The sequence below is a fragment of the Heminiphilus faecis genome, from assembly GCF_008728965.1.
Classification (GTDB): domain Bacteria; phylum Bacteroidota; class Bacteroidia; order Bacteroidales; family Muribaculaceae; genus Muribaculum; species Muribaculum faecis.
In genome coordinates this window covers 100,503-113,967 of the sequence record NZ_VSMC01000009.1, presented here as the reverse complement: position 1 = coordinate 113,967, position 13,465 = coordinate 100,503, and the positions used below count along the sequence as shown (strand labels likewise).

Sequence of the window (13,465 nt, the reverse complement as noted above, 5' to 3'; positions counted from 1 at the left end):
ATTCTGAAACACGGAAGAAAGGCAAAGTCGTTTGTCAAGTATGGTCTGGAAGAGATTTTTACCATACTTATGCGTTCGACTTATACCCCAAAATTTGATGTTTTCAAATTTTTGTCATCTACTTAAACTTTATAGAATTACCATCGTTGTATTATCTCGCTTTCGCGGAAACGCCAGTAGGAAAGTGCATAGTTGATAATGCATCCAAATATGACAAGACACCATAACAGGCCCATGGATGGTTCGCCCGAAATCATACCGGAATACCAGTAGCCGGAGTCGAAAATCCTATATGTCCCGTAACCGATGAAATAGTAGACGGTCGCTATGAGCATGACTGCGATAAATGTCTTTGCAACCGGATGTTTCTGGAAGAATATACTGCCAAGTGCAAAAAGCGACTGTGAAAACAATACTGCCATCCAGAATACATTTACCTCTGACCACATTTCGTATTGTTCAATATAATCAGTTAACTCTGATGGAGTTATCAGTTTTAATGCTACTGCGGAGCCGGGAATGACGCTACGGCATATTATATAACGCAACAGGTCGGAAAGAAAACATGCCGCCAATGCCGCTAAAAGAAATAGCGGAATGTATATAATCCATCGTGCGAGGTACTTTTCCAACTGTGAGGCCGGATACATGATGGTTGAAAGACGGCTTTGCCGATCGCTCATATCTTTCATCAGATTGGAAGCGCTTATAGCTCCGAATATGATTATCGACCATACAAACAGCCCAAGCATGCTGACCCATAAAGGGTCTGCGGCTCTGTCAGGGTCTGTGCCGTACTTTTCATATTGCTGAAATACTATAAACAGAGTAAACAGACACATGATACCGGTCATAACTAATACTCTCATCAATAAGGTGCGCTTGTTTTCGCGCAGTTCTTTGGCAAATGTATCGGCGAAACGTGTGATTGAAAACATACTGATCAGTTGTCTAATAAGTTCGTGAATTGTCTATTAAGAAGCCCGGGCGATTCAAGCGCGAAATTAAACAGCGCTTCAAGATCAAGTTGTGAGTCTTCGTCATCATTGTTCGGCAGCACTACTGTGACTCCCGATGGATTATTCTGTGTATAAAGGGCGCGTTGAATGATGTCGCGGTCCTGTGTCGATGCGAACTTCAATGCACGGGTTATGTCAAACGCAGAATGATTGAACAGTACGTTATGATTGTCCATTATTATCACATGGTCAAGAACCGAGTCTATGTCTCTTACCTGATGTGTGGAGATGATGATGGTCTGGTCTTCACGCATTGACGAGACTATAAAACGGCGGAATGCGCTTTTGCCCGGTATGTCAAGACCGTTGGTGGGCTCGTCCATGAGTAGCAGCGATGTGTTGCATGCAAGAGCAAAACTCATGTAAACTTTCTTTTTCTGCCCCATAGACAGTGCTCCGAGGTTTATATCGGGAGCTATGTCGAATGTGGAAAGGTGGCGATGCATGTCATCCACCGAAAACTTCGGATAGAAAGGCCCGTTTATTTTTATATACTGATTAAGCGACACAGCCGGTAGGGTAAACTCTTCAGGCACTATGAATATGTCAGACAGCGTGTCGGGAAGTCTCCGACGTGTGTCGGCTCCTTTGTAAAGTACACGTCCTTTCTGTGGGAAGAGCAATCCGCATATAAGATATAACAATGTGGATTTCCCGGCTCCGTTTCGCCCCAAAAGTCCATATATGCCTCCGGGAGCAAGCTGAAGCGAAAAGTCATTGAGTACATTTTCGCGCCGCTTCGGATAATTAAACGTGAGGTTGTCAATTTCGAGCATAATGAGTGTATTAGTTTATTAGTACACCGCGAAGTAGTGCCAATTTATTTATTATCCAAATTTCTTTTAAACTTTTTTGAAAATAATGAATTTGCGTATTGTAAAACAAAGGCGCATTTCATATATTTGTGATATTAATATAAAGAATAGCAGATTATGAATATATATAATGCCGAAGTCGAAGGGCTGTGCAGGTTTCTTGATGACAGTGTATGCAACTTTTATGCCGTAGATACTCTAAAAAAAATGCTTGACACAGCCGGTTTCAAGGCACTTGAACAAGGCGATGCTTGGCGTCTGCATAGGGGCGGAAAGTATTATGTCACTAAAAACGGATCCGCGATATTCGCATTCATTGTCGGCGACGGGTCGGCGAATGACGGTTTTAAAATAATTTCGGCTCATAGTGACTCTCCGTGTTTCAGAATCAAGCCGAAGCCTGAGATGCTTACTGACGGTAATATAATAAAACTGAATACGGAAGTTTATGGAGGCCCCATATTATATACTTGGTTTGACCGACCGTTGTCGATTGCCGGACGAGTGCTTCTGAAAGGGACCGATGCTTTGCATCCTGTCACCCGGCTTGTCAGATTTGACAGACCGTTACTTACTATACCGCATCTGGCAATTCACTTCAACAGAGCTGTGAACGAGGGCAATCCTCTGTCAAGGCAAAAAGATATGCTGCCGGTTATCGGTGCAGTCAGGAATGCAGTGGAGAAAGACGGACTTGTCATGCGCACGGTCGCAGAGCGCCTTGGTATTGAGGTGGCAGACATACTTGACATGGACCTGTCGCTGTATGATACGACTAAAGCCTGCAGGGTAGGGCTGAATGATGAATTTATATCTTCAGGACGTCTCGATGACCTGTCTATGGTACATGCCGCAGTGTCGGCACTGCTCAATGTAGCGGGAGGACAGCCTATGACGCGTGTGATGGCCATATTTGACAATGAGGAGACCGGCTCCGGTACAAAACAAGGAGCTGCATCGCCGGTACTGATGAATATAATGAGACGCATAACAGACAGCCTCGGCGGTAATGAAGAGGACTATCTGAGGGCTGTTGCAAACTCATTTATGATTTCGGCCGATAACGCCCATGGCGTGCATCCAAATTATGTAGAGAAACAGGATCCTACCAATCATCCTGTACTTGGTGGCGGACCCGTGATAAAAATAAATGCCAATTGCAAGTATATGACCGACGCCGATTCCGCCGCGGTGTTTAAATCGATATGTGCCGAAGCAGGAGTGCCGTGTCAGTATTTTGTCAACCACTCCGATGTGGCGGGAGGGTCAACGCTCGGCAATATACTTACTTCGCAGATTGACTTGCGTGGCGTAGACATGGGTGCGGCTTTGTGGGCCATGCATTCGGTTCGCGAGACCGCTTCATGTGCCGATCATATATACACTATAAAGGCTTTTACCCGCTTTTATGAGCTATAGCTCTGAAACGTCAGCCGCTATCGCCCTCCATAGGTTGTCATCGGGCAACGGTGCTGTTATGTCTATCGGTTTTCCGATTACGGGATGGATGAACTCTATACGGTGTGACAGCAGTGATATGCTTCCGTCAGGATTACTGCGTTTGTCACCATATTTCAGATCGCCTTTAATCGGGCATCCGATTGCGGAAAGCTGCACTCTTATCTGATGCTTGCGTCCTGTGAGCAAATTTATTTCAAGAAGGTGATAACGGTCTGACGATGCTATGTACCGATACATAAGCACGGCACGTTGTGAGCCTTTTTTCTCCGTATCAGATGCATATGACTTATTGTTGCGCTCGGTCGAAGTTATGTAGTGAGTGAGTGTGTCGGCCTGTTTCGGAGGACAGTTGCGTGTTATGGCCCAATATGTCTTCTTTACCTCTCCGTTTCTAAACATCTCGTTCATCCTTGACAACGCTTTTGACGTTTTGGCAAAGACTACAAGTCCGCCTACAGGACGGTCAAGGCGATGGACTACCCCGCAGAATACATTGCCGGGCTTGGCATATTTTTCTTTAAGCCACTGTTTTAGTTCATCGACAAGAGGCCGGTCACCGGTTTTATCGCCTTGTACTATCTCGCCGGGAGCTTTGTTCACTATAATAAGGTGGTTGTCTTCGTAGACTACTTCCATGTCGTTAATGTATATAGTTGCGGGCGACTTTTAACGAGCCGCCCGCAATATTTTATACTATTATTATCAGTCGATGCCGAGGTCTTTCTTGATAGCTTCGATTTTAGCGTTGGCTTCGTTGTTGGCTTTCGCATAATCGGCATTGGTCTTCATCTCACCCTTGACTTCGACATAGAACTTGATCTTGGGTTCGGTTCCAGAAGGACGTATCGATACTTTTGTGCCGTCGGCCGTAAAGAACTGCAACACGTTGCTGGTCGTGGGCATGTCCATCTTGGTGATTTCGCCAGTCTTAAGATTTTTCATATTAAGGTCGGCATAATCTTTGACAGTCACCACATCGCTTCCTGCAAGTTGTTTAGGCGGGTTCTCGCGGAACGATTTCATTATGGCTACAATCTCTTCAGCACCGGTCTTGCCTTTGCGCACGAGCGATATGCCGGCTTCATGTGAGTATCCGTATTTAATGTATATATCCTGAAGCATCTGCAGGAAGTTCATATTCTTGGTCTTGGCCCAAGCAAGCGCTTCGGCCATAAGCGATATAGCCGATACCGCATCCTTGTCACGGCAGAAGTCTTCAGCCAAGAAGCCGTAGCTCTCTTCGCCGCCTCCAAGATAACGGCCCACACCCTCATTATCGCGTATTACGGCTGCAATCCATTTAAAGCCTGTGTAGCAGTCGTACATATTGAACCCGTTTTGTTCGGCGATAGACTTGATGGTCTCGGTTGTCACGATAGTCTTTACGATATATTCTTTACCTGTAATGCGGCCGAGCTCCTTGTTGCGGGTCATGATGTAGTTCAGAAGAATCATGACAATCTGGTTGCCGTTGATGAGCACGTACTCTCCGTTGTCATCGCGAAGCACGCAACCTATGCGGTCGGCATCGGGGTCCGATGCAAGGATAAGGTCTGCGTCGACTTGCTTGGCTTTTTCGATAGCCATGGCCATTGCGGACGGCACCTCGGGATTGGGCGACTCGACAGTGGGGAAATCACCGCTGGGTATATCCTGCTCGGGCACATTGATGATATTTGTGAAGCCGTAATTCTTCAGTGAAGCGGGTATCAGTTCCACTCCCGTACCATGTATAGGCGTATATATGATCTTCAGGTCATGATATTGCTTCACAGCCTCCGGACTGAGTTGCAGACCCTTGATGGCGGCAAGAAACTTATTGTCGATTTCTTCACCGATAATCTGAATTTTGGATTTATCACCGTCAAACTTGATTTCACCGACTCCGTTTATGCGGTTTACATAGTCGATGATATTCACATCATGGGGTGCGATAATCTGTGCACCGTCAGACCAGTAAGCTTTGTATCCGTTGTATTCTTTCGGATTGTGCGATGCCGTGATGTTGACTCCGCTCTGACAGCCGAGTTCGCGTATCGCGTAGGAAAGCTCCGGAGTGGGGCGGAAACTGTCGAAAAGATATACCTTTATACCGTTGGCCGAGAATATGTCAGCGACTATTTCGGCAAATAAACGGCTGTTATTGCGTACGTCGTGACCGACTACGACTGAAATTTCGGGCAGATCCTTGAAAGCGACCTTAAGATAGTTGGCAAGCCCTTGTGTGGCGGCTCCTACGGTATATTTGTTCATGCGGTTGCTGCCGGCACCCATGATGCCGCGAAGACCGCCGGTCCCGAATTCAAGGTCACGGTAAAATGAGTCGATCAACTCGGTTTTATCATCCGCCTCAAGCATACGTTTTACTTCAGCTTTCGTAGCGTCATCGTAACCTTCGCCCAACCACATGTTGGCTTTTTCGGTCACTACTTTCATCAAATCTTCATTTTCCATGTATGACAGTTGTTTTTAGGTGTTATATTATATAGGCAAAGATAGCATATTGAAGTTATAAAACCAAGCCGGTTGTTAATATATTTGGCCGGCTTAGTGAATTTTTTCAAGTCGTTAACTGAATGCGGAGCCTTTTACCATGTGAATTTGCTTTCATGCCGTGCCGTATTGCCGCATGCGTCGGTGACAGAGATGACAAGGTCGTGTTTTGTTCCCCGTGTCCAGCGTGAGGCATCCATCCTGAAGTTGAGTCGTCCTGTCTTTCCGTCAAGTTCAAACAGTGCGAATTTTCCGTCTATCTCTCCGCGATAATTATCTATACCGCTTAGATTGTCGCTGATTTTCACTTTAATAACACCGGTTTTACCCCAACGGGCCGGAACTTCGGGCCGTATCCGGGGTGCTTTGGTATCGGTAGTGACAGCAAAATTTCCGAGAGCGCTCGGTGTGCCTGTGACACGTCCGTCCTCATATCGGCTGTCAACGCGACTTACCCGCTTGCCGTTGATACGCACCATCAGGTATTTCGACTTGTCGGCTATCGTATCGTCAGGGAGGTCAATTGTCAGTTTATAGCTGCCGGAGACCGGTATGGCTCGGTCGCCTACGTGATATACAGGTGTAATATATTCTGCGGATGGACTTTTGCTTACCGAGAAGTCTATGTCGGAATAAAATGTTCCTGCAGGAAAATCCACTTTAATACCGTCGATGGAGTAGGTATTGTGTCCTTTGTAGTCTAACCTGTCGCCCTTAGGACTGACTTCGGCAATATCACTAACGTGTCCTTGTATGGTAAAGGGCACACGACGGGTGTTGCCGTACTCGTCGGCAAGTATCCATTCGCATTTATACTCGCGTTCTTCATTTATGTTTATTACTCCGCCGTCACATGAAGTGATCATATGGTCCAATGGTGCCGACTGGGGAATGAGTGTCCACATCATCCAAGAGCCGTGGTTGACTACAGCGTCGTTATCGACAAGAGTATGTATGGCTCGTGTGTTGTCAAAATCGAAACGTTCTATTGTACGATTATACACCTCTTTACCGTCGACTTTCAGTGTCATGTACTTAATCCCGTATATATTATGTGTGCCCGACATGCGGTCATAGGCTTTTATGGCAGGGATTACCTCTCCCCACGCAGAATATGGCTTGTTTAGCTCCGCAGGTGTATGTACCGACGGCTTATCGATGCTCTCTACCGCCCCTGAACCTTTCACGGGATAAAGAGCCACGGCCCTTACTTCAGGAGCTACATTGTCGGTTATATGACGCCGGAAGTAGGGTAGCGGATCAATCGCTTCACCTGTAGAGGTGTCGCGCACATCAAGATGCAGATGCGGACCGCCCGATGAACCGGCATTGCCGCTTTTGCCGATTGTTTCGCCTCGCTTGACAGGCAACTCGTCAGGCTTAAATTCACAGTCTATACTGAACTGCTCACGTTCATACTGCATTCTGCGTATAGTCTTGTCAATCTTAGGAGAGAAAGAATCGAGATGCCCGTATACGGTGGTGAGACCCGATGCCGGATGAGTCACGTAAACGGCACGTCCGAAGCCCCACGGTGATACCACTATGCGTGACACGTAACCGTCATCCACACTGAATACCGGCAATCCTATACGCCCTTGGGTCTTTAAGTCTATGCCGGAATGGAAATGATTGTTACGTAATTCGCCGAAGTTTCCACTCAAAAACAACGGTATATTAAGCGGCTTTGACAGCTCCGGCAGTTTCTCATTGCAAAAAGCTGATGATGCTGTTAATACAGCCGCAGTTAAGATGTATCTGTAATGTTTCATTTGTTTTCATTTATTTTGAGTATTCAAAGTTACGGCTTTCGTCTAAATAAAAATAGCCTCTGACGCCATAAAAATGCTGTCAGAGGCATAAGACCGGTTATAAAATGTTATATCCGCTTTAACGGGCGGCGTAGTATTTGTCGGCAGCCATTTGCTGGTAAGCATATACTCCGGCTTGTGACAGTTCTACTATCTGCATGCCGCCGTCGGGAGCTATCATTTTTACATGTGTGTCGTCAACAAATGTCATGAGTTTGTAGCTTTCGCCTTCGTTGACCGAAACGCTCCAAGAATTGTCGGATTTATCAAAGTCAAGACGCACTACGCTTTGGTCGTTTTCGCTGGTTATTGTATATCCTGTTTTGTCGCATTCTACAAGATAGCGTCCGTCCTGACCGTCAATCACCTTTGTGCCTTGAGCCACGGGATTGTTACCGCTCCAGAACTCAATGCTGTTGCAGACAAGTACGTCGGCCAATGCCGATATTTCATAGACTGGTATTACCCAGAAAGCGAAAAATACGAGTTCGTTTACAAACTTGTTGCCGACTGTCTGGTTCCATGCGAGCAGTTTGTTGGTAAGAGCAAAGCTGCCTATGCATGATGTTGAGAGCATCGAGGCGCACAACGCCAGAACTACAGCCACACTAAGATACTTTTTCTTCATAATCGTAATATATTTATGTTAATTAAGGAATTGATGTCAACGGGGTATTTGTCTGCGGCAACGTTCATAGAAATCCATTACTTTTGTCACATAGGCGGTTGTCTGTTTGCCGCGGAAATATCCGTATTTACATACCGGGTCATTATAGTATTCGGGATTGGCTTTCATAAGTATGGCATCGGCCACGTTGCCGTTCCATATCCGTGCATCTTTGCCGTATTTCCCGGCAAGCGCTATAGCGTCATATACATGGGCTATGCCTGAGTTATATGCTGCTATTACAAACTTGCGGCGCTCGACTGAATCGGGCACATGCTTTTTCAGTGATTTGTCAAGATCTCCGATTATATCTACGGCTGCCTTTATGTTGGCTTCAGGATTGGTTATGCGGTCGGCCGACAAGCCGTAGGCCCTTGCCGTACGCGGCATGATCTGCATAAGTCCGCGTGCACCGGCCCATGATACGACAGTCGTGTCGAAGTGGCTTTCAGCATAACCTTGCGATGCTATGAGACGCCAGTCCCATCCGATTTTTTTTGCATATTTTTTAAATAGTTCGTCATAGGGCGATATGCGTCCTTTTGACAAATCTATGTTGAACTGCGGACTCTCCTTGCTTAGCTCAAAATAGCGCTTGAGCAATCGTGCCTGTATTTGTGCGGGTTCACTTTTTATAAACCACTCGTTTATCGTATCGGCCAGCCAAGGCATGTCTGGGCGTACACCCCATGACGATCGTTGCTCGAAACTTATCTCAAGCCCGACGTCAAGGGAGTTGTAGTAAGTACGGTTGAGCCGTGCCACATCGCTGTCAACTATTGTAAGCGGTATTTTACCCGTCGATACCATCTCGATAAGGTCTTCGGTAATAAGAGTATCTTGATCTACCGTATGTATTATGATACCTCCACCTATCTCATCGTTAAGATTGTTCAGCCTGTGCTGATACTTTGAACCTTCTTCGACATAAATCTCTTTGCCGATAAGTTGGGTCACATCGGTGATGCGGTCTTTACCTTTCGGCTGTACGAGTACCTGATGGGTTATGTTTTCAAGGCCGCACGGCATGATATGCTTGCGAAATTCGGCTGTGACCGGTATTTCATAAGCGGCCAAGTCTATTTCTCCGGAGTCGAGCATCTCTATCAGTGCCGGAAGGCTTGGCGCCACATGCAGGTCTATGACAATACCTTTGTCGGCGCCGAAAGACATCATCAGATCATAATCGTAGCCCATTTTCTCCTCTCTATATATAAAATAGGAGGTAGGACTGTAAAGAGTACCTACACGCAATGTGTCGGGAAGCTCGCCGGGCGAATGGTCTTCCTGCGAATTTCCTTTTCTACCGTTGCATGCTACGGCCAATGTCGTGAGGATTGCGACAGCTGCGATTGCAAAAAGACCTCTCATATACCTGCACGGCGGAATCAATATTCAAATGTGCCTTTTTCCGAGATAATTGTGAGCCGGTTGCTGTCGCTGTCTTCAACACGGCCTACTATGCGCGCGGGAATACCCATGGATTCTGACAGAGCTATTACTTCGGAAGCATGTTCCGGAGACAGATATATCTCCATTCTATGACCCATGTTAAACACTTTATACATCTCTTTCCAGTCGGTGCCTGACTCACGCTGTATCATGTCAAACAGCGGCGGTACTGGAAACAGATTGTCCTTTACGACATGCTTGCGGTCTACAAAGTGCATGACTTTTGTCTGTGCGCCTCCGGAGCAATGTACCATACCGTGTATGTCGCTACGCATGGTGTCAAGAAGTTTCTTGATGACAGGAGCATAAGTACGGGTAGGGGAAAGCACCAGTTTGCCGGCATCCAGAGGTGTGCCTTCTACTTTGTCGAGCAGATTCATCGTGCCGGAATAAACAAGCTCTGACGGGACTGCGGCATCGAAACTCTCAGGATATTTTTCGGCGAGTATCTTGCAGAATACGTCATGACGGGCCGACGTAAGACCATTGGACCCCATGCCTCCGTTATATTCTTTTTCATATGCAGACTGTCCGTAGCTTGCAAGCCCCACAATGACATCGCCGCCTTTTATGTTGGCGTTGTCAATGACATCTGCTCGTTTCATGCGGCATGTTACAGTACTGTCGACAATTATGGTGCGTACGAGGTCTCCGACATCGGCGGTTTCACCTCCGGTACTGTAGATTGACACTCCCATATCACGGAGTTCGGAGAGCAGCTCTTCCGTGCCGTTTATTATGGCCGCTATCACTTCGCCCGGTATAAGCATCTTATTGCGACCTATCGTAGAACTTACGAGTATATTGTCGGTCGCTCCCACACATAACAGGTCGTCTATATTCATTATAAGCGCATCCTGAGCTATGCCTTTCCAGATACTGAGGTCGCCCGTCTCGCGCCAATAAATGTAGGCCAATGATGATTTTGTGCCCGCTCCGTCGGCGTGCATTATGTTGCACCATTCGGCATCACCGCCAAGATAATCGGGTATTATCTTGCAAAATGCTTTGGGAAACAAACCTTTATCAACGTTCTTTATGGCGTTGTGTACATCTTCTTTCGATGCCGACACTCCGCGCAGGTCATATCTTTGATCGCTCATAGTGATGAATATTTATATCATTACAAATTCTATATAAATAATAAGTAACAAGCCACTGCAGGTACCACACACAGCAATGAATCTATACGGTCGAGGATTCCTCCGTGTCCCGGTATTATTTTACCGGAATCTTTTACGTTAAGCGAACGCTTGAACATAGACTCCACAAGATCGCCCCATGTGGCAAATACCGATACCACTATTGAAAACCCGGCCATCTGACAGGTAGTAAGTGTATAGGTATCCGGCCAAAATGACTTAATAACAAAAGCCGCGGCTATACAAAAAACAAGACCGCCCCAAAAACCTTCCCACGACTTCTTTGGCGACAGACGTGGAAAGAGTCTGTGACGTCCTATAGAACATCCAACAATGAATGCGCCCGTATCGTTCAGCCATATGAAAATAAACATAGCCATTACCAGATAAGGTGAACTGGCATATATAAACATAATCGTGGATAGCGGCAAGGCTATATACAGTTGCCCCAAGAACGATTTTGACAACGAAGCTACAGGGTCGACGTCTTTTATGTATAATTGCGTGATAAGTCTTGCAAGCAAATATATCAGGTACGCGGCAATACCGTATATGCACCAACCGGTAACCAACAGCCATGTGCCGCTCACCATAGCCACACCGCCGGCCACATCAAGAATACATGTCAAATATTTGTGCCGCGATGCAGTCGTATGCAATTCAAGCGAAAAATACTCAATAAGTGACAATATAGTAAACAACACACATAAAGCGAGAAAAGTCCAATTGTTTATAAGGACTCCCGCCAATATAAGAGCAACATAGATTGCGCCGGAAATACTGCGCAACAATATATTTTTCATTTGTACGAATGCATATTAATTCGGGGTTCAAAAGTACACAAAAAAAGTGACACATGGAAATTTCGGCTGATCAACTTTCATAAACAGCTGATAAATATCGTACATAAAATTATATTGATAATATGTCCCATATTTTTTTGGATTTTCCGCGAATTATGTTAATTTTGCATTTAAATGTTAAAACGCCCCGGTCTATTTCGATTCTGCGAGAAAACATTTAACGCTATTATTTGTTAACGTTATATAATATAAAAGAAGTTTCACGCAAGTGTTACATCATTGATAAGATGAAAAAAGCGACTATTTGGTTCCTCACAATAATAATGGCTCTGACTTTCTGCGGATTGTTATACATTCAGATCATGTATATGAATAACATGGTCAAGATGCGCGACGACCAGTTTGCCGAAGGTGTGCGTAGGAGTCTGTACGGGGTCACCACGACACTTGAACAGGACGAGACTCGGCATTTTCTTGAAGAAGATGTCGATGTTATAGAACAATCGATATACTCCCAATTTGACAGCAAGAGGGGTAACAACCGCTTTAATCTGTCATATACTACTCCCGACGGTATCGAACTTACTATACAAGGCGATCCAAAATCATTGCCCAAAATCGACTCTTCGACAGCCGACAAGTACCGTGACATACAGGAGTCAATCAAGGGGCAGTATCTATATCAGCGCGGACTCCTCAATGAAGTCATACTCAATATACTCAGCCAGTCGAGCAACCGTCCTATACAGGAGCGTGCCGACTCTGCGGCGGTTGACGGCTATCTGCGTTCCGAATTTGAGAACAACGGTCTTAACCTGCCTTTTGAGTATGCCGTCGTGAATCGCGGCGGTCGTGTGGCATATCAGTCAAGCGGGTATGATCCCGCTCAGGCCGGGCGCAACAATATGTTTATCCAGACTCTTTTCCCAAATGACCCCGCCAGCCGCATCAATTATCTAAAAGTATATTTTCCGACTAAAAAGGATTATATAATGTCGTCGGTCAAGTTTATGATACCGTCGTTTATATTCACCTTTATTCTGTTGATAGTATTCTTATATACTATCATTATCGCATTTAAACAGAAGCGTCTTACAGAGATGAAAAACGATTTTATCAACAACATGACCCATGAGTTCAAGACTCCGATATCGTCAATCTCGCTTGCGGCACAGATGCTCAATGATGATTCGGTAAGAAAGTCGTCAACGATGATGCAGCATATAGCCACCGTGATAAATGATGAGACAAAGCGCTTGCGTTTTCAAGTAGAGAAGGTGCTGCAGATGTCTATGTTTGACCGCCAGAAAGCCACTTTGCGTCTGCAGGAGATAGATGCAAACAAGGCCATATCCAACATAGTGTCTACATTCAAACTGAAAGTGGAGAGCTATGGGGGCAAAATTGTAAGTGAACTAAATGCCACCGACGCTATTGTCGAAGTGGATGAGATGCATTTTACCAATGTCATCTTCAATCTGCTTGATAATGCAGTGAAATATCGCCGTGACGACGAACCGTTAATGCTTAAAGTCACGACAGCCGACATCTCGGGGACGCGCCTTGAGATTCGTATTTCAGACAATGGCATAGGCATCAAGCGCGATGACTTAAAAAAGATATTTGAGAAATTTTATCGTGTCTCCACCGGCAATCGCCATGACGTGAAAGGCTTCGGCCTCGGGTTGGCTTATGTGCATAAAATGGTGCATGAGCTTAAAGGCGACATACGCGTGGAAAGCGAATTAGGGATAGGAACAACATTTATAATTATATTACCACTTACTTAAACTTAAACGATT

General features: G+C 45.7%; 11 protein-coding genes and 1 pseudogene. 3 read left to right on the top strand and 9 right to left on the bottom strand.

What is annotated here, in order from left to right:
* Window positions 1-126, top strand: a pseudogene (locus FW767_RS05685) (IS4 family transposase); the annotation flags it as partial.
* An 11-nt stretch (window positions 127-137) separates the two neighbouring features.
* Here FW767_RS05685 and FW767_RS05680 read toward each other — a convergent pair.
* Window positions 138-938, bottom strand: coding sequence for a hypothetical protein (locus FW767_RS05680; protein ID WP_121699649.1), 801 nt, complete (start codon window positions 936-938; stop codon window positions 138-140).
* Window positions 939-943: 5 nt separating this feature from the next.
* Complete coding sequence (locus FW767_RS05675) at window positions 944-1,795, bottom strand: ABC transporter ATP-binding protein (RefSeq protein WP_121699650.1); 852 nt, start codon at window positions 1,793-1,795, stop codon at window positions 944-946.
* Window positions 1,796-1,951: 156 nt separating this feature from the next.
* Between FW767_RS05675 and FW767_RS05670 the strand changes: the two genes are divergently transcribed.
* Window positions 1,952-3,253, top strand: a complete 1,302-nt coding sequence (locus FW767_RS05670) for a M18 family aminopeptidase (protein WP_121699651.1) — start codon at window positions 1,952-1,954, stop codon at window positions 3,251-3,253.
* Here FW767_RS05670 and FW767_RS05665 read toward each other — a convergent pair.
* From FW767_RS05665 to FW767_RS05635, 7 genes are all read right to left on the bottom strand, one after another.
* The gene (locus FW767_RS05665; protein WP_121699652.1) at window positions 3,248-3,931 is read right to left on the bottom strand and encodes an RluA family pseudouridine synthase; all 684 of its coding nucleotides are present in this window, start codon (window positions 3,929-3,931) and stop codon (window positions 3,248-3,250) included. The two genes, FW767_RS05670 and FW767_RS05665, sit on opposite strands and share 6 nt — an antisense overlap.
* Window positions 3,932-3,997: 66 nt before the next feature.
* Window positions 3,998-5,749, bottom strand: a complete 1,752-nt coding sequence (locus FW767_RS05660; RefSeq protein ID WP_148464007.1) for a phospho-sugar mutase — start codon at window positions 5,747-5,749, stop codon at window positions 3,998-4,000.
* Between the two features lie 134 nt (window positions 5,750-5,883).
* Window positions 5,884-7,560: a M23 family metallopeptidase gene (locus FW767_RS05655; RefSeq protein WP_121699654.1), complete on the bottom strand. Its 1,677-nt coding sequence runs from the start codon at window positions 7,558-7,560 to the stop codon at window positions 5,884-5,886.
* A 118-nt stretch (window positions 7,561-7,678) separates the two neighbouring features.
* Window positions 7,679-8,227 carry a DUF3332 domain-containing protein gene (locus FW767_RS05650; RefSeq protein WP_121698929.1) on the bottom strand — a complete coding sequence of 183 codons (549 nt, stop codon included), beginning with the start codon at window positions 8,225-8,227 and terminating at the stop codon, window positions 7,679-7,681.
* Between the two features lie 36 nt (window positions 8,228-8,263).
* A complete protein-coding gene (locus FW767_RS05645) occupies window positions 8,264-9,637 on the bottom strand; it encodes an MltF family protein (protein WP_121698930.1) in 1,374 nt (457 codons plus the stop codon).
* Window positions 9,638-9,654: 17 nt separating this feature from the next.
* Window positions 9,655-10,821 (bottom strand): AIR synthase related protein, encoded by a 1,167-nt coding sequence (locus FW767_RS05640; protein ID WP_121698931.1) that lies wholly within the window; start codon window positions 10,819-10,821, stop codon window positions 9,655-9,657.
* A 29-nt stretch (window positions 10,822-10,850) separates the two neighbouring features.
* Entirely contained in the window at window positions 10,851-11,663 is an 813-nt protein-coding gene (locus tag FW767_RS05635) for a phosphatidate cytidylyltransferase (RefSeq protein WP_121698932.1), read from the bottom strand.
* 287 nt (window positions 11,664-11,950) lie between these two features.
* On the opposite strand from FW767_RS05635, the gene FW767_RS05630 reads away from it, so the two are divergent.
* A complete protein-coding gene (locus tag FW767_RS05630; protein WP_121698933.1) occupies window positions 11,951-13,453 on the top strand; it encodes a sensor histidine kinase in 1,503 nt (500 codons plus the stop codon).
* Window positions 13,454-13,465: the final 12 nt, after the last annotated feature.